This is a genomic window from Ochrobactrum sp. Marseille-Q0166, assembly GCF_014397025.1.
In the GTDB taxonomy this organism is placed as follows: Bacteria; Pseudomonadota; Alphaproteobacteria; order Rhizobiales; family Rhizobiaceae; genus Brucella.
Genome location: NZ_JACJUO010000002.1, coordinates 920,025 through 938,009, shown reverse-complemented (window position 1 = coordinate 938,009; position 17,985 = coordinate 920,025). Strand labels below are relative to the sequence as shown.

Below are 17,985 nucleotides of genomic sequence, written 5' to 3'. Positions count from 1 at the left end.
CCTTGTGGAGATAAGCCATGAATGCTGAACCGATGATCGAAGTGCGTGGGCTGAAAAAATCTTTCGGCGACATCGAGGTGCTGCGCAATATCAGCCTCACGGTCGAACGTGGGCAAGTAGTTGCGCTTATCGGGCCAAGCGGGTCCGGCAAATCGACATTGCTCCGCAGTCTCAATCTGCTCTCGCTGCCAGATGCGGGTTATATCGCAATTGGTGAGCAGAAGATTGATTTCTCTTCTGGGAATGTGTCGCTTAAGGACAAATATCTCGCGACATTCCGCGCCAATACCGGGATGGTGTTCCAGAACTTCAATCTGTTTCCGCATATGAGCGTTCTTAATAACGTCATGATCGGACCCGTCACTGTTCTCAAACAGGATAAAAAGGCCGCCCACGAACTGGCCATGAAACTGCTGGGAAAGGTCGGCCTTGCGGCCCGTGCTGACGCCAGACCAGAACAGCTCTCTGGCGGCCAGAAGCAGCGTGTTGCGATTGCAAGGGCGCTCGCCATGCGCCCCGATGTGATGCTGTTTGACGAGGCAACATCGGCTCTCGATCCGGCATTGGTCGGTGAAGTTCTGGCAGTCATTCGGCAATTGGCCGAGCAGGGCATGACGATGATCCTTGTGACCCATGAAATGGCCTTTGCTCGTGATGTCGCTGACAAGGTCATCTTCATGCAGGACGGTTACGTCGTTGAGACCGGTGATGCCCGTCAGGTGATCAATGAGCCGCATGAAGCCGCAACCCAAGAGTTTCTGAGCCATTTCCACGGCGGTCTCGCATAAATGCACGCGCAGAACGGATAAATGTCATGACAGGCAAAGTTATTGTCGTCGGGGCTGGCATTATCGGCTCCACCACCGCTTTGCGGCTCGCTGAAGCCGGTTTGAAAGTAACGCTGTGCGATGGCTCAGAACCGGGCGGCGAGCAAAGTGCAAGCTACGGAAACGGTGGCTGGATCAGTCCGGCCTCGATCATTCCCATGAGTATGCCCGGCCTGTGGCGACAGGTTCCCGGATTTCTGCTTGATCGCAACGGGCCACTGACCCTTGACTGGAAATCGGTTCCAAGGCTGACACCATGGCTCATGCGTTTCTTGCTCGCAGGGGCCACAAAATCGCGGGTGACAAAAACTGCGGCCAAGCTCAACTGGCTGCTTAATGATGGACCGAAACGCCACCTTGAGTTGGCTAGCAAGACTGGGCAGGAACATCTCATCGTGCAGAAAGGCTTACTTTACGCCTATCCTGATCGTGTAGCCTTTGAAGCTGAAGCGCTTAGCTGGCAGCTGCGCCGTGATAACGGCGTTCTGTTCGACGAATGGCAGGAAGCGGAACTGCGTGAACGTATTCCGGCGCTTGGAGGCAATTTTCGCTTTGCCATTCATGTGCGCGAAGGCGCCCATTGTCTGGATACCGGAACCTATGTAGCGGGTATCGCGACACAGGCAGAAAAAGCGGGCGTTCATCGGATCCGCAAGAATGTCGTCAGGGTGCTTACCGGTGTTTCGCCGCGCGTCGTCTTCGAGAACAATGAAAGTATTGCCGCCGATCATATCGTACTTGCGGCGGGCATTCATTCCGGGCGCATCATGCGTGATCTCGGCTTATACGTGCCGATGCAAAGCGAGCGCGGCTATCATGTAACATTGCCGATGGCCGAGCTTCCCTTTGATATCCCGATCATGCCGAGCACCGGGCGGATGGGCAATACACCGACCAATATGGGTTTGCGTCTATCTGGTCAGGTGGAGCTGGCAACGGTGGAGAAAGCGCCCGACTGGCGACGTTCGGAGGTGCTGCTCAAGCACGCATTGGCGAGCTATCCCAATCTGGCAAAGCTGGATCTGCAGAACCTCAAGCTTTGGATGGGGCATCGCCCATCGCCTGCAGATGGCGTTCCAGTGATTGGGAAACTCTTGCACCATCAAGGGATCGTTGCTGCTTTCGGTCACGGTCATATCGGGATCGCTGCAGCCCCCAAAACCGCTGAGATCGTTCTCGATGAAATCAACAACGTGCCCCCGTCTGACAATGTTCGTGCCTTTTCGCCAGCGCGCTTCGGCTGTTAATTATCCCGTACTCGAAGGACTGAAACTATGATGCTCAAAGGTGGCTTCACCAATTATGGCCAGCAGATAGGTGTGCTGATGCTGGACACGATTTTCCCTCGTCCTGCTGGGGATATCGGCAATGCGCTGTCCTATGATTTTCCTGTGCGTTACAAGACAGTAAAAGGTGCACATGCCACCCGCATTATGGGCAACAATCCTGATCCAAAACTGATCGAACCATTCATCGATGCAGCACGCGAACTTGAGGCGGAGGGAGTACGCGCCATTACTACGAGCTGTGGTTTTTTGGGGCCGTTCCAGAAAGATATTGCCGCAGCGGTCAATATTCCGGTCCTCACGTCATCACTGATGCAGGCGCCGATTATTCACGCCATGCTGCCAGCGGGAAAAGTCATCGGTGTCTTCACCGAGCGAGCGCAGCACATGAATGATGCACATTTCAAAGGCGTTGGCTGGTCGTCTGATGTAATCCCCGTGCATGTGCAGGGAATGAAGCAGAATGCCGAGTTTCCGCAGACCTATATTGAGGGTCGAGATTATCTTGACACAGAAGTGTTGAAGGAAGAAATGCTGGAGATGACCCGGGATTTCATGGCGAGCTGTGAAAATCCGGGCGCTATTCTGTTTGAATGCACCAATATGTGTCCGTTTTCATCTTATGTTGCGGCGGAATCCGGTTTGCCAGTGTTTGATATCAACACGCTGATCAACACGTTCTATCTTGCAGCCAATCCACGTCGCTTTTTATAAGCCTAGCGCAAGGAACTGCGAGTTAACATTTCAATAGACAGATTGCCAAAGCGTCTCAATTCCTGCAAATAAGTTTGCTACAGAAAAGTAAAATCACAAGAAGCGGGATATAAGGTGATACGTATCAAGTCTGTTTTCTTTTGCCTGATGCTGGCGTTCGCCTCCTCAGCCAATGCTTTAGAAGCGAGCTCGCCATCAGCACTTGAACCATCGCCGCAACAGGCAGAAGCTGCTCATTTAACAGCAGAGTTCCTTCAGCGCTTTCACTATAAGCCCGTTGCATTAGACGATAAATTATCCGCCAAAATAATGGATCGATATATAGATGCTCTCGATCCAGACAGGCTAATTTTCCTGCAGTCTGATGTTGATAGTTTTAAGACTGAGAGCACAAAAATCGATGATGCTATCCAACAGCAAGACCTAAGTATCCCCTTCGCTATCTATAATATCTACAGTCAGCGTATTGCTGATCGTATGGCTTACGCAGAAAATCTCCTCAAAGAAGATTTTGATTTTACTAAACAAGAAAACTATTCGACCAAACGGGATAAAGGCCCGTGGCCAGAGTCGGAAAAAGAACGTGACGATCTTTGGCGCAAGCGCGTGAAAAATGATTGGTTGCGTCTTAAACTCGCAGGCAGAGACGATGCATCCATCCGTGAAACCCTGTCAAAGCGCTACGAAAATGCTTTGTCTCGTGCGAACAAGTCCAAAGCCGACGACGTTTTTCAGCTTTTCATGGCTGCATATACAACCTCGGTAGATCCTCACACAGATTATTTTGGGGCAAATGCTTCAGCTGAATTTGATATTTCAATGAAGCTTTCGCTTGTCGGTATTGGTGCCGTTCTTCAGGAGCGCGACGATTTTACAACGATCAGAGAACTAACAGCTGGCGGCCCGGCACAGCTTTCGGGGAAGCTTGCTGTCGGTGATCGCATCTTCGGTGTGGGACAAGGCGAAAATGGCCCGATCAAGGAAGTAGTCGGGATGCGCCTTGATGAAGTTGTAAAACTCATCCGAGGTGACAAGGGTTCTGTCGTTCGTCTGGAAATATTGCCTGCCGACGCTGGGCCTGATGCGCCGCACCGTATCATCAGTCTTGTCCGAGACAAGATCAGTCTCGACAAACAAGCTGCGCAGAAAAAAACGCTATCTGTCAAAGATGGTGATGTGACACGAAAAATTGGAGTGATTACACTTCCAGCTTTTTACGAAGACATCGAAGCACGAAGAAAAGGCGACAAGAACTATCGAAGCGCAAGCCGCGACGTTGCCAAACTTCTCAAAGAACTGTCCGAAGAAAAAGTGGATGGCGTGTTGGTCGACCTGCGAAACAATGGCGGCGGATCATTAAGTGAAGCCATCGACCTGACCGGACTTTTCATCGGCAAAGGCCCAGTCGTCCAGCAACGCAATGCAAATGGCGAAATCAGAGTGGAGAGCGACAAGCTTCCAGCTCCTGCCTGGAACGGCCCACTGGGTGTATTAATCAACCGTGGCTCAGCCTCTGCTTCAGAAATTTTTGCTGCCGCAATACAAGACTATGATCGCGGCGTCATTATTGGCGAACCAAGTTTTGGCAAAGGTACCGTGCAAACGGTTGTGGACCTTGACGAAGTGGCACGCAACTCTGAGCCTAAATTTGGCGAACTGAAGTTGACGATAGCCCAATTTTTCCGGGTCAATGGCGGAACAACTCAGTTGCGCGGAGTAACGCCGGACATCGAATTACCTGGACTTTTTGATTTGAATACAGTGGGTGAATCCAGTTTCGACAACGCATTGCCATGGACGGAAATAAAATCCGCCAAATACAAATCTTTTAATAAAGCCAAAGCTTTGCTTCCGCAGCTACAAGAGCTTCACGATAAACGTACCAAAGACAACAGCGGTTTCCAGAAATTTGTTGATGATCTCGCAGTGCTGAAAGCTCAACGTGAAAAATCAACTGTATCGCTCAACGAAAATGAACGAAGAGCAGAGATGGAAAATCAAGCCAAGCGCTTAAAGTCTCAAGGCGAAGATGCTGACGAAGTCAATTCGCGCAGCGACGATGGATTGCAGTCAAACGAACGAAGCCTGACTGCGGACATTGCTCTCGAAAAAGCTCGAAAAAATGCAGACGATGTGTTGCAGAATGAAGCGGCAGCCATTGTCTCCGATCTCGCTGGACTACAGAAGGCCTCAAGATGAGATAGGAACCAGGTGGCCCAACTGGAAAGCCCGTTTAAAGGGCATTTCGATATGATTGGATCAGATCGAAATGCCCTTTAATCAAAATGCCAAGCATTGAAATTGGCAACAAAAACTGCAATCTCAGCCACATGGTAGAGAAAATGAAAAATATAGAAAATCACGCCTCTCACGATCCGGGGGGGAAGGTTCGCCTCAAAGTCAAACCCGATATTCGAAGTGATGCTATATTTTCCAAGTGCGGTCGATATCGACGTTTGTTGATCCGCGAATGGGATGGAGCTGATAATCCGGGCTATATCCTTTGGATAGGCATGAATCCCAGCACCGCGGACTTCAATGTAGATGATCCCACTGTATTTAAAGAACAGAAGTTCACGAGACGTTGGGGCTATGGCCGCTACGTGAAATGCAATGTCATGGATTATCGAGCAACCGATCCCAAGATGTTGCTGGAAAGCGGCATTGTTCCCTGCACAGAGGAAAATCTGCAAACCATTGTGGATCAAGCGAAAGATGCTGCGGTTGTTGTTATGGCTTATGGTTCACTGCATAAGAAACTTGCACATCATGGCAAAGCAGTCACGGATGCACTTAGAGCCGCCGGAATTCGTCTCCATGCGCTTAAAATCACCAATAATGGCTCACCGGGGCATCCTTTGTATCTTAAGGACACCAGTGAATTAATTGAATATTAAGACCGTTTGACAGCGAAAGATACAATTACCAATTCCAAAACATACACTGACCATTATTGCTATATCTGCAACACTTCAGACGACGGAAAGCAAGATCGTTGACAGAAAAACTCCTCCGCAATCAAGCTGGCTTTGCAACGCGTGCGGTTCACACCGGCCAGTCACCTGATCCATTAACGGGTGCGGTCATCCCTCCGATCTATCATGCAACAACGTTCGTGCAGGACGGCATTGGTAAAAGCAAGGGGTTCGATTATAGCCGTAGCGGCAATCCAACACGAAATTCCCTGGAAGCTTGTCTTGCAGATCTTGAAAGTGCAAAGGCAGCTTTTGCCTTTCCTTCTGGATTGGCCGCAGCGGCCACTTTGCTTGAAACCCTGCCTGCAGGCTCATCAATCTTAGCGCATAATGATCTTTATGGCGGCGTCTACAGACTTTTAGCTGACGTACGGCCGACAACAGCGGGTCACAAAGTTAACTTTGTAGATTTTTCAGATGAGAATGCGCTTAGACGGGCAATATCTGATCACAAACCAGACTTGCTCTGGTTTGAAACGCCTTCCAACCCGACCTTGCGTATTGTTGATCTTTCGTTGGTGGCAAAGCTTGGAAGAGAAGCGGAAGCTATAACTGTATGCGACAGTACGTTTTCGTCTCCTGCCGGACAGCGACCAATTGAGCATGGAATCAACGTCGTCGTCCATTCGGCAACCAAAATGTTGAACGGACATTCCGATCTTTTAGGTGGTGTCATTGCTGTTTCTGAGCAGTCTCCAGCTAATCTGGCGGAACGTATTAAATACTTACAAAATGCACTGGGATCAGTCATGTCCCCGATGGATTGTGCTTTACTTCAACGGTCGCTTAAAACGCTTGAAATCAGAAGCATCAGACAATCGACATCTGCACTGAAAATCGCTCAAACCTTAGAAAACCGCGCTCAAGAGTTCGGAATTCGTAAGGTTATTTATCCCGGATTGACAAGCCATCCTCAGCATAAACTTGCGGCAAGCCAGATGATTAATTTCGGCTGCGTCGTTTCTATTGAAGTCGATGGAGATCTGACGAGAGTCGAGCGTATTCTCAACAGTACAAGCTATTTTCATTTCGCCGTCAGCCTCGGAAGCGTAGAAAGCCTCATTCAGCATCCATATACTTTAACCCATGCCGTTGTACCCGACGATCAGAAAATCGATCTTGGTATCAGCCCCAACTTAATTCGCATTTCAATAGGTCTCGAAGATCCAGTTGATCTCGAAAACGACTTGGCGCAAGCGCTCACTAACAACCTTTGAATACAAAAAGCGCAGTTTTCAGGCTGCGCTTTTCTATTGAACGCTGGCTATTAAAACTCATTGAAATTGCCAACGCCGCCCATTTTGGGATTTTGATAAGGCAACGAAGGTGAATACGAATAGAGCGCGTCCCGAAACTGGGAACCGCCTTGGCAACTAAATCAGTTCACTGGACTGATTTCCGTTCCCGCACAGACCCTATAACGACACGCGTGAAAACAAAGAGATGCAGTGATCGCAGCAGATACGATCACATACGGCACGCGCTAAACCATTTTACTTTAAGCATAATCTTATCGATCCTCCTTTCACTGCGGTCGGATTACCCTCCGGCACAATCGGCGCCATATAAAAGCACATGCTTTATAATCGTCGCCACATTCCCATGAAATTGTTCATGATCTTAATAAATATTGTTGACAATTTATTAGGAGTGACGTTCAATTGCGCATGTTCTTCTCCACAAAACGAGAGAAGAATTATCTAAATAAGGGGAATATCAATGTTTAACAGACGCGCAGTTATAAAAACTGTGGCGCTGGGCGCTGTCTCGCTTTTTGCGCTCATTTCCGCCAATGCTTCTCAAGCGGCAGACAAAGAACTCAAAATTGGATTTGTGGGCGTAACCAGTGGTCCAGCTGCAGCGTGGGGGACTTCAAACGTACGCTCCATGCAGGTACGTGCCGACTGGCTGAATGAGCTTGGTGGTGTGAAGATAGGTGACGACACCTACAAGATTAAGATCGTCACTTTTGATGATCAGAAAGACCCTAAACGCGCAATTGCCGGAATGGAAAAAATGGCCCAGGAAGGCATCCACTATGTGGTTGGCCCGAATGTGGATGACGGAGCAGCTGCCGTGCGCCCTGTGGCTGAATCCAAAGGGATCATCTACTTCCCTTATTCATTCCCGAAAGAGCTTTACACCCCACCTGCATCCAATGCCGTTCTTGGCATGATTGCCAATTATCAGTCTGGCCCAGCCATTTACAAATACCTCAAAGAAAACAAAGGGGTGAAACGCGTTGCTTTCGTGGCGGCCAATGAGTCCGATCCACTCAGCCAGCGCGACAGCGGTATCGAAGCTGCCAAAGCGCTCGGCCTTGAAGTGATTTCAACAAGCGACGCTTATCAGAACGACACCCGCGATTTCACGCCGGTTCTGACGCCGATCGTCATGCAGAAGCCTGACTTGCTCGTTCTTTCAGGTGTTGCGCCTGGCAATGCTCCGCTTTTGATCCGTGCTGCACGAGAACTGGGTTATGAAGGTTTCATTTCCACCGAAACTGCACAGGATGCTAAAGTGCTCGAGGAGGGTGCTGGCGAACTGGCAAACGGTTTTATTTCCGTCGGTGGTGCATCAACGCCGGAAATCGCATCAGACACAATGAAGGAATTCGTTGACCGCTATACCAAGGCTTATGGTGAGTATAATGACGAGTCCAATACCAAGGTTTATGCGCTCGATTACATTGTTGAGACGATGAAGGCCAATCCCGCCGCAATCGCGAATGTCGAAGAATTCAAGAAAACCATGGATACGTTCTCTGCACCAAATCCCTTTGTGAAGGGTGACGATGCAAAGCTGACCTACGTCGGAACGGCTTCTTTTGGCCAGAAGCGCCAGATAGGCATTCCTATGGTCGTTACTGAATACAAGGACGGTAAGTTTGAGACACTGTTTGTGGCTCAGGTGGACTAGCGCGTATCCCGAAAAGTGTGAAACGGTTTTCGGATAAAGATGTGCGTTTAAACAATAATTTAGAGCGGCGATTTGATTCAATCAGATTGAAACGCGCGCTCATTAAACGCACTGTCTGAATAACCTGACGCAACGTCTTTAAAAGTGCGTCAGGCCTCCCCGCCGTAAATATCTGTCATGGAGACTTTGGCATTGCCCTGTCTCCACAGAGGGAGTCTGCCTTCATGGAACAAATCATAGCCAATGGGCTGTATCTCGGTGCGCAATATGCACTGATCGCGTTGGGTTTGACGCTGATCTTCGCACTGATGAACGTTCTTAACTTCGCGCACGGACAAATGTATGTGCTCGGCGGCTTTGTGACTTACACTGTTTATGGCCAGCTTGGCTTGCCGTTTGTTGTGGCATTGATTGCTTCTGCCGTCACGTTGATGATTGTCGGAGCTTTGATAGAAAAGCTTTTGTTCAGGCCCGTTATCAAGCGAAGTTTACGTGATGAAAGTACGATGCTGCTTGCGGCGGCCGTTGCATTCTTTCTCGATGCAATCATTCTGCTTTTGTTTGGAGAAAAACAGCGTGGCGTACCCAAAATCATAAATGGTGTGTACGTTTCCGATTGGCTCATCATGCCTTATGATCGCATGTTAATTGGTGCGCTCGCAGTAATCTTCATCGCGTCCTTTGTTCTTTTCATGCAGTTTACGAAACCCGGTCGCGCCATGCGCGCGCTCGCCCAGGATCGCGTTGCCGCGCAGTTGATGGGCGTGAATGTCGACCGTTATTCCATGATCGGCTTCGCATTGGGGGCAATGCTGGCAGGTTTGGTCGGTGGCTTGTTGGTTGCCATTACTGGTGTCAACTCCGGCATTGGTGGAGCAATTTCCATCAAGGCCTTCATGATGGTGATGATTGGCGGTGCGGGCGTTGTCAGCGGTGCGATTGCCGGTGGCTTCATCCTCGGCATGCTTGAATCCGTAGGCCTGACAATCCTGCGACCATATGGCGATATTACTTATCTCGTCATATTTGCCGGGTTGATGGTCTTCCTCAGCCTTCGCCCGAACGGGCTAATGGGCAAACCTTGGGGCTGATGGGGGCGACTATGACAAAGACAACAAAGATTCTTGGCGTCGTCGCCTTCCTCGCACTGGTACTGATAGCTATTCCGCTATTGATTGAAGCCACAGGCCGTAACGACCTCTATTATACGCTCACTTCGGTCGCCCTGCTATCTATCGTCAGCGGTGGTGTCTGGCTCACATTCTATATAGGCCGGATCAATATCGGTCAGGGCGCCTACGCATTGATGGGCGGTTATGTCTCGGCCATTCTTATGGTCAAGTATGGCGTATCATTCTGGTTGACGCTGCCTTTGGCCGGACTGTTCTGCGCTTTCGCAAGTATTCTCATCGGTATTCCGATCTTACGCCTTCGTGGCGTCTATTTCGCGATGGTTACACTTGTGTTGACAGAAGTTGCCCGTCTACTCGCAATGGCTCTGCCGATTACCAACGGTGCAAAGGGTATCGTCAGCATTCCGATGCCAGGCGGCATATCCATCTTCGGGTTTACCATTCTGCCCGATTTTGCAACGCTGCAGAACCCGCGCGCTGCCTTTTATTTTGTTTCGGTTGTGTTGATGGTTCTATGTTTTGCGGGTCTTTATCGCCTGATCCATTCGCGAATTGGTGGGCTTTGCCAATCATTGCAGCAGAATGAGGAACTTGCCTCCTCCATCGGTGTCAACATTACCTATCTCAGAGTCTTGGCTTATGCCATTTCCTCCTTCCTGGGCGGGCTTGGCGGCGCTATGTTCGTGGCCATCTCGCAGTCGATCTATCCTTCGAGCTTCACGGTGACCGACTCGGTCAACTTCATGCTCAACTGCTTCCTTGGCGGCCTTGGCTATGTTTTCGGGCCAATCATTGGCACCTTTGTTCTCTATTTCGGTTGGGATTTTCTCTTCCAAACCGGCAAATTTCAGCTCCTCATCTTTTCGAGCCTGTTGATCATTCTGATGCTGTTCCTGCCAAATGGACTGCTCAGCCTTCGACTGTCCGGCAAGAAAGGAACAAAATCATGAGTGCGCTTCTTGAAGTCAAAGGTTTGACCAAACGTTTCGGTGGTCTTGTTGCTGTCAATGATGTTTCATTTTCAGTTCAGTCAAAGGAAATCCTCTCGGTAATTGGACCAAATGGTGCAGGCAAATCGACCCTTTTCAAGTTGATTGCATCCTTTATCACTCCCACGACCGGAGAAGTCCTGTTTGGTGGAGAACGCATATCCGGCCTTGCTCCACATATTGTTGCCAGAAAGGGCGTGGTGCGCACGTTTCAGGAAACAACAATTTTCAAGGGTATGACAGTGCGCGAGAACGTTATTGTCGCTCATCACCTGCGCGCGAAGGCAAGTTTCCTCGGTTGCTACATTGGAACAAGCCTTGCACGACAGGATCAGGAAGAATTTGGCCATTCTGCTGATGAAATCCTTGATTTTCTGGGGCTTGGACATCAACGCAATGAAGTTGCGCAGAACCTTCCACATGGTCACTTGCGAGCACTCGGCATTGCCATCGGCTTGGCGACGAAACCCAAAATTCTTCTGCTTGATGAACCTTTTGCAGGCATGAACCATGATGAAACCGTCAAGGCAGTGGAAATGGTGCGCGCTGTGCGTGATCGTGGCGTTACCGTTCTTCTCGTTGAACACGACATGCCAGCCGTCATGAATATTTCGGACCGAATTGTCGTGATTAACTTTGGCCAAAAGATTGCGGAAGGCACGCCAAAAGAAATTCAGGAGAATGAGAAAGTCATAGAAGCATATCTCGGCGCAGAAGATGAAACGATTGGATACTGATCATGACAGAGCTTCTGAAAATCACTGATGCCGAACTCTATTATGATCATGTTTATGCCCTTAAAGGCGTTTCGCTGACGGTCAAAGAGGGGGAAACAGTCGCGTTGATTGGTGCAAACGGCGCGGGAAAATCCTCGATTTTGCGGGCGATAACCGGATTAAACAAGCTGCGCAAGGGTGAAATCTATTTCGAGGGCCGCCGACTTGACGGCACACGCTCGGACGCGATTGTCGAAATGGGCATCGCCATGGTGCCGGAAGGACGACGCGTATTTCCGTATATGAGTGTGCGCGATAATCTTCTTATGGGGGCCTTCACCCGTTCAAGCAAAGCGGAAATTGCCAGCACACTCGAAATGGTTATGGAGCGCTTTCCTCGTCTAAAAGAACGCTACTCGCAGGCCGCGGGAACGATGAGTGGCGGCGAACAGCAGATGCTTGTCATCGGGCGCGCGCTGATGGCCAAGCCCAAATTGCTGCTTCTTGATGAGCCCTCGTTGGGTGTCGCGCCAAAGCTTGTGCAGGACATCGCACGTTCCATTGTTGCAATCAATCGCGACGAAAAGGTGAGCGTTCTACTTGTAGAGCAAAACTCGCGTATGGCGCTTCGTATCTCTCAACGAGCCTATGCTCTCACTACTGGCAAGATTGTACTTTCTGGAAATTCCGAAGAACTCATTTCGGATGAACGCGTCAAAAAGCTCTATCTGGGCGGCGAAATCTAGTCGCCGACCAGGTCAGCAGCTGTGTCGTGGGGGCAAGGCACAGCTGCTTGAATTCTGCTTCAGGCCTTTTGCATGCTTGGGGTATTCAGGAAGCCGGTAATCAAGGCTTTCGTTTTAAAATAATAACTTGAAGCGCGACAAGGCCATCTAAAACGCAGCGCGCTTCAAGCCATCAACAATGATAAGAACGATGGTTTGAGGAAATGGACATACTTGTCGTCAACCCGAATACGACTGCTTCTATGACAAGGAAGATCGGCGAGGCAGCGCGCAGCATTGCGCAGCCCGGTACCAATATTATTGCCGTCAATCCCAAAGATGGCCCCCCCAGCATTGAGGGCTATTTTGATGAGGTTTTTGCAATCCCTGGAATGATTGGTGAAATACAGAAACATGCAACCGCCGATGCCTGCATTATAGCCTGCTTCGATGATACCGGCCTTGATGCGGCTCGTTGTGCGGAAACCATGCCAGTGATCGGAATTGGCGAGGCAGCGTTTCACATAGCGAGCCTAATTTCTGGAAAGTTCAGTGTGGTAACGACCCTCTCTCGCTCTGTTCCGGCAATTGAACATAATCTTGTGCGCTACGGCTTGGCGACACGTTGTGTACGTGTTCGCGCGAGTGATGTCGCCGTGTTGGAGCTTGAAGTACCAGGCTCTGATGCACGCAAGCGAGTTTCTGAAGAAATTGCGCGTGCAATCCACGAAGATCATGCAGAGGCTATAGTTCTCGGCTGCGCAGGAATGGCTGATCTGGCGGCATCTTTGTCAGAAGAGCACGGCTTGCCAGTTATCGATGGCGTGACAGCCGCTGTTAAACTCTGTGAGAGCCTTGTGGCACTCGGCCTCAAAACCTCCAAGCGCGGAGGCTATGTGCCCCCCATTTCCAAGTTATTCCAAGGCGTTTTTGAACCGTATTCACCCGGCAAATGAAAGGACAGTCCTCGAAAAAAACTGCAAATCTTAGGCTTTATTATATGGATCTGATCGCTGCGTTTATTGACACACGATAAACAGGCTTAGATATGTAATTAGGCCAACTCTAAAAGTACTCTGATCGCAAGCGTTAACCGCTCCGCCCAGTTTCTATCCGGATGCAAATGCACTTTCTTGATAATCAACCAATCGACAATAGCGAAACAAAGGCCGGAAACGGAGGCGCACGATGGCATCCGGTTTATCAGGGCCTGCGTGATGCTGTTGTCAGCCACCAGTTGCTTCCAGGAACCAAACTTCCGGAGGATGAGCTGGCAACGATCTATTCGGTGAGCCGCGCGGTCGTACGTTCCGCTTTGCAGGCCCTCGCCCATGATCGCCTTGTCAGACTTGAACCCAATCGCGGCGCCTTTGTTGCCGAACCATCGCGCGACGAAGCTCGGGAAGTTTTCGAAGCGCGTACACTGATTGAGCCGGAGGTTGCGGCTATTGCCGCAAAGGTCGCAACTCCCAGTGACATTGCAAAGCTTCGCAAGCATTTACAAGACGAACATGAAGCGCTTCATGCTGGACGTGATAGTGATGCAATAAGACTATCAGCACGCTTCCATCTTGATCTCGCCGAGATAGCTGGCCATTCAATTTTGCGGGGCTTTGTCACTGAACTCCTCCCACGCTCGTCACTGATTATCGCTCTATATTGGCAACGCAGAGAAACAACATGTGAAAGCCATGCCCATAATGCGCTTGTCGACTCTATAGAAAAACACAGGCCCAATGAAGCTTCATTTCTAATGAAAGCCCATATCCTCGACCTTTTAGATGGATTAAATCTTAACAAAGCAGAAAAATCGCATAAACCTTTGTCTGATATACTTAAGTAAAAAGATATAACAGTAATAATAAGAATTTAATTCCCGAAAAATCTCGGGAACATCAAATGCATTCAATCGTGTGATTAACTTCAAAGCTTCTCCCGCATTCTCTCATCGCGCGAGAAGCTTCGGGCAACGCAAAACGTTAGAGCGCCGACCTGACGGGGTCAGGCCGGCGCTCCAAATTTTCTTTTAACCGGCGTCTTTTTCTGATCATACGGGATCAGAGATCAGTTCAGTGAGCTGATTTCCCCGCGCAGGCATTTCAAGATTTTCTAGCTGCGCTCTAATAATGAACAGACAAGGAATCGATAGGTGTCGTCTTTGGTGGCGCAAACTTTGTCAGGTTAATACCCTCGACCGCCGAACGATATTCTTCAATGCTTGGCGTGCGGCCAAGAATTGCAGATAAAACGACCAACGGCGTGGATGCCAGGAGGGATTCCCCCTTCTTCTCAGCCGTATCTTCAACGACACGTCCCTGGAAAAGACGGGTTGATGTTGCAAGGACCGTATCGCCTTTCGCAGCCTTTTCCTGATTGCCCATGCACAGGTTACAGCCCGGACGCTCCAGATAGAGAATATTTTCATATTCCGTGCGGTTCGTTGTTTTCGGCTTCGCATCATCAAATTCAAAGCCTGAGTATTTCTGGAGTATTTCCCAGTCGCCCTCTTCCTTCAGTTCATCAATGATGTTGTAGGTCGGTGCCGCAACAACAAGCGGCGCCTTGAATTCGACTTTACTCTGTTTCTTTTCGATGTTTTTCAACATCTGGGCGACGATTTTAATATCGCCCTTGTGAACCATGCACGAACCTACAAACCCAAGATCGACCTTTTTATTTCCACCATAATAGGAAACCGGACGAATGGTATCGTGAGTATAACGGCGTGAAACATCAGCATTGTTGACGTCTGGATCGGCGATCATCGGTTCATTGATTTCATCGAGATCAACAACAACTTCTGCAGCATATTTTGCATTATCGTCCGGCTTCAATGCAGGCTTTTCACCCGAGCGAATTTCGAAAATGCGAGCATCAGCTTTATTGATCAGACCCTGCAAGGTCTGTGCGGCATTATCCATGCCCTTGTCGATCATGATCTGGATGCGCGACTTGGCAATTTCAAGCGATTCGATCAGTGTTTCATCTTCGGAAATACAAATCGACGCTTTGGCCTTCATTTCTGCTGTCCAGTCGGTGAAAGTGAAGGCCTGATCAGCCAGCAACGTCCCGAGATGAACTTCGATAATACGGCCCTGGAAAACGTTGTCGCCATGCTGCTTAAGCATCTGTGCCTGCGTTGCATGAACAACGTCGCGGAAATCCATGTAAGGCTGCATCGTGCCTTTGAAAGTCACTTTTACCGACTGAGGGATCGGCATAGTGGCTTCACCGGTTGCAAGTGCAAGCGCAACAGTGCCGGAGTCTGCACCAAAAGCGACGCCTTTCGACATGCGTGTGTGACTGTCACCACCGATGATGATATCCCAGTCGTCCACGGTGATATCATTCAGGACCTTGTGAATCACGTCGGTCATAGAGTGGTAAACACCCTTCGGATCGCGGCCCGTGATAACGCCGAAATTATTCATGAAGCTCATCAGCTTCGGAATATTGACCTGAGCCTTCTTGTCCCAGACCGATGCCGTATGACAACCCGACTGATAGGCACCATCGACCAGCGGTGAAATCACCGTCGCAGCCATTGCTTCCAGTTCCTGCGCAGTCATAAGACCGGTTGTGTCCTGGGATCCGACAATGTTCACTTTTACACGCACGTCAGAACCTGCATGCAGGACTTTGCCCGGTGCGACGCCGACAGCATTGCGGTTGAAAATCTTTTCAACAGCGGTCAAGCCCTGGCCTTCAACAGTGATTTCCTTATTTGGCGCGAAAACCTGTATTGGTTCCACGCCAAGTGTCTGCGCCGCGAATGTCTGGAGCTTTTTGCCGAAGACAATAGCATAGGAGCTGCCAGCCTTCATGAACTCCATTTTCTGCGGCGTAAATGAAGAGGCAACATCAACAAGTTCATTGCCGTTTTCATCGCGCAGTTTCTTGTTTTTCGAGTCGATCTTCAGAATGGTGCCTGTCTCGACCGAGAATTTCTGCTCAAGAACAGGATTACCGTCATTGTTGAGGATCGGCTTACCATCTTCACCCGTCTTTTTGACCCAGTTTTTCAGGTTAATGCCAATCCCACCCGTGACATCAACAGTGGTTGCGAAAATAGGTGAAATACCATTGGTACCCGCAACAATCGGCGCGAAATTGACAAAAGGCACATAAGGGCTTGCCTGTTTACCGGTCCACAAAGCGACGTTATTGACGCCCGACATACGCGACGAGCCAACACCCATCGTTCCCTTTTCGGCAATCATCATCACGCGCTTGTCAGGGTGCTGCTTTTGCAGTGCCACGATTTCCTGCTGTGCTTGCGGGGAGATCATGCATTGACCATGCAACTGACGATCAGAGCGAGAATGCGCCTGATTGCCAGGCGATAAAAGATCCGTTGAAATATCGCCTTCAGCAGCGATGAAGGTCACGACCTCGATTTCATGGTCTACGTCAGGAAGTTTGGTGAAGAACTCTGCTTTGGCATAGCTCTCAAGAACGTCTTTGGCGACAGTATTGCCGGCCTTGTAGGCATCCCGGAGGCGAAACATATCCGCATCATAAAGGAAAACCTGCGTTTTCAGGACATCGCCAGCCTTCGCAGCAATCGAAGGATTGTCGCCAAGCGCAATATCCAGCAGCACTTCCACGGATGGCCCGCCCTTCATGTGCGAGAGCAACTCAAGAGCGAAATCCGGTGTAATTTCGGGAACGACTGTTTCACCGAGAATGATTTTTTTCAAATATGCGGCTTTGACACCCGCAGCACTGGTTGTACCCGGCAATGTGTTATAGATGAAAAAATTCAAAGCGCCTGCGCGGTGTTCGCTCGCGCTATCGTCGATCAAGGCAGTAATTTCTGCAGTCAAAGCCCCGTCATCAATCGGCTTCGGAGCGAGCCCTTGTGTTTCTCTGCTTTTAATTTCAGCCAGGTAATCCAGGTAAAGGGTCATCGCAATCCCAACTTTATGATGTGAAGGGCGCTGAAGCATAGCGCCAACAAACAAGATACTATTTTGGCGGTTTATTATGGGTTTCGCATACGTCAATCAAGGCCGACTGACAAGATGCCGCATTTTAATAAAAAGTCGTAGCCTCCGCAGTTTATGAAATTGATGAAAGGCATTCCATTATGACAGATCGGAAACTTGCGAAAGCTGATCGAATTCTGCTTATTTTACGAGCTAAACAGCCGAGGGAAGAACCGGGTAAATATAACAATACGCAAGACCCACAAAAATCTACGGCAACAATTTTACATAATGACCATATCCAGCCTTCTAATTAATATTAAATATACACGATATAATCTATATATATTATTATTTAATGTAAATTTGAAATTTTAAATAAATTATTATTAATAATTACATAATGTATTTATATGTAGCAACTTTTAGATACTAAAATACTTATTTTCATTAAGAGGGAATCATAAATATTCGCTACCACTGGCGTTTTGCAATGTCGAATGTTTCTACTTTTGCTCTTGCCGTTATGATTGGCCTATCGGCACCAATTGACCAGGTCTGCGCTGCTGGCGGAAACGGCACCAGCATCGTCGACGGTGGCGCTGGCGGACTGGGAGGCATTAACGGTTCATTAACGGTTCATTAACGGAAGCAATGGGCAAAGATGGTGGCAATGCCAGCGTTTCAACTCGTGCAGGAACTGGAGGTGGCGGAGCAACAGACACGACCACTGGCAACGGCGCTGCCGGAGGGTCCCGCGGTGTCGCAGGGAC

15 protein-coding genes are annotated in these 17,985 nt (G+C 49.3%); 14 read left to right on the top strand and 1 reads right to left on the bottom strand.

Translation table 11 applies throughout. The features are described 5' to 3' along the window. Nucleotides 1–17 precede the first annotated feature (17 nt). The 13 genes from H5024_RS15635 (at nt 18) to H5024_RS15575 (ending at nt 14,127) form a co-directional block, all read left to right on the top strand. Nucleotides 18–788: an amino acid ABC transporter ATP-binding protein gene (locus H5024_RS15635; protein ID WP_282186068.1), complete on the top strand. Its 771-nt coding sequence runs from the start codon at nt 18–20 to the stop codon at nt 786–788. 26 nt (nt 789–814) lie between these two features. Then, nucleotides 815–2,074 carry an FAD-binding oxidoreductase gene (locus H5024_RS15630; protein ID WP_187548058.1) on the top strand — a complete coding sequence of 420 codons (1,260 nt, stop codon included), beginning with the start codon at nt 815–817 and terminating at the stop codon, nt 2,072–2,074. Nucleotides 2,075–2,101: 27 nt separating this feature from the next. Then, nucleotides 2,102–2,827 (top strand): aspartate/glutamate racemase family protein, encoded by a 726-nt coding sequence (locus H5024_RS15625; protein WP_187548057.1) that lies wholly within the window; start codon nt 2,102–2,104, stop codon nt 2,825–2,827. A 147-nt stretch (nt 2,828–2,974) separates the two neighbouring features. Next, on the top strand, nt 2,975–5,026 hold the full coding sequence (locus tag H5024_RS15620) for a carboxy terminal-processing peptidase (RefSeq protein ID WP_187548649.1): 2,052 nt from the start codon (nt 2,975–2,977) through the stop codon (nt 5,024–5,026). Nucleotides 5,027–5,169: 143 nt separating this feature from the next. Next, nucleotides 5,170–5,724: a DUF1643 domain-containing protein gene (locus H5024_RS15615; protein WP_187548056.1), complete on the top strand. Its 555-nt coding sequence runs from the start codon at nt 5,170–5,172 to the stop codon at nt 5,722–5,724. Nucleotides 5,725–5,822: 98 nt separating this feature from the next. Next, a complete protein-coding gene (locus tag H5024_RS15610; RefSeq protein WP_187548055.1) occupies nt 5,823–7,019 on the top strand; it encodes a PLP-dependent aspartate aminotransferase family protein in 1,197 nt (398 codons plus the stop codon). A gap of 502 nt (nt 7,020–7,521) precedes the next feature. Continuing rightward, entirely contained in the window at nt 7,522–8,721 is a 1,200-nt protein-coding gene (locus H5024_RS15605; RefSeq protein ID WP_187548054.1) for an ABC transporter substrate-binding protein, read from the top strand. A 224-nt stretch (nt 8,722–8,945) separates the two neighbouring features. Beyond that, nucleotides 8,946–9,812: a branched-chain amino acid ABC transporter permease gene (locus H5024_RS15600; RefSeq protein WP_187548053.1), complete on the top strand. Its 867-nt coding sequence runs from the start codon at nt 8,946–8,948 to the stop codon at nt 9,810–9,812. An 11-nt stretch (nt 9,813–9,823) separates the two neighbouring features. Then, nucleotides 9,824–10,804, top strand: coding sequence for a branched-chain amino acid ABC transporter permease (locus H5024_RS15595; RefSeq protein WP_187548052.1), 981 nt, complete (start codon nt 9,824–9,826; stop codon nt 10,802–10,804). Beyond that, the gene (locus H5024_RS15590) at nt 10,801–11,580 is read left to right on the top strand and encodes an ABC transporter ATP-binding protein (RefSeq protein ID WP_187548051.1); all 780 of its coding nucleotides are present in this window, start codon (nt 10,801–10,803) and stop codon (nt 11,578–11,580) included. The genes H5024_RS15595 and H5024_RS15590 overlap by 4 nt, the downstream gene beginning before the upstream one ends. 2 nt (nt 11,581–11,582) lie before the next feature. Then, nucleotides 11,583–12,305 (top strand): ABC transporter ATP-binding protein, encoded by a 723-nt coding sequence (locus tag H5024_RS15585; protein ID WP_187548050.1) that lies wholly within the window; start codon nt 11,583–11,585, stop codon nt 12,303–12,305. 203 nt (nt 12,306–12,508) lie between these two features. Then, complete coding sequence (locus H5024_RS15580) at nt 12,509–13,240, top strand: aspartate/glutamate racemase family protein (RefSeq protein WP_187548049.1); 732 nt, start codon at nt 12,509–12,511, stop codon at nt 13,238–13,240. 167 nt (nt 13,241–13,407) lie between these two features. Then, a complete protein-coding gene (locus tag H5024_RS15575) occupies nt 13,408–14,127 on the top strand; it encodes a GntR family transcriptional regulator (RefSeq protein ID WP_187548048.1) in 720 nt (239 codons plus the stop codon). Nucleotides 14,128–14,404: 277 nt separating this feature from the next. Here H5024_RS15575 and H5024_RS15570 read toward each other — a convergent pair whose 3' ends face one another. Then, nucleotides 14,405–17,194 carry a bifunctional aconitate hydratase 2/2-methylisocitrate dehydratase gene (locus H5024_RS15570; RefSeq protein ID WP_187548047.1) on the bottom strand — a complete coding sequence of 930 codons (2,790 nt, stop codon included), beginning with the start codon at nt 17,192–17,194 and terminating at the stop codon, nt 14,405–14,407. Nucleotides 17,195–17,705: 511 nt separating this feature from the next. Between H5024_RS15570 and H5024_RS15565 the strand changes: the two genes are divergently transcribed. Further along, on the top strand, nt 17,706–17,858 hold the full coding sequence (locus H5024_RS15565) for a hypothetical protein (RefSeq protein ID WP_187548046.1): 153 nt from the start codon (nt 17,706–17,708) through the stop codon (nt 17,856–17,858). Nucleotides 17,859–17,985: the final 127 nt, after the last annotated feature.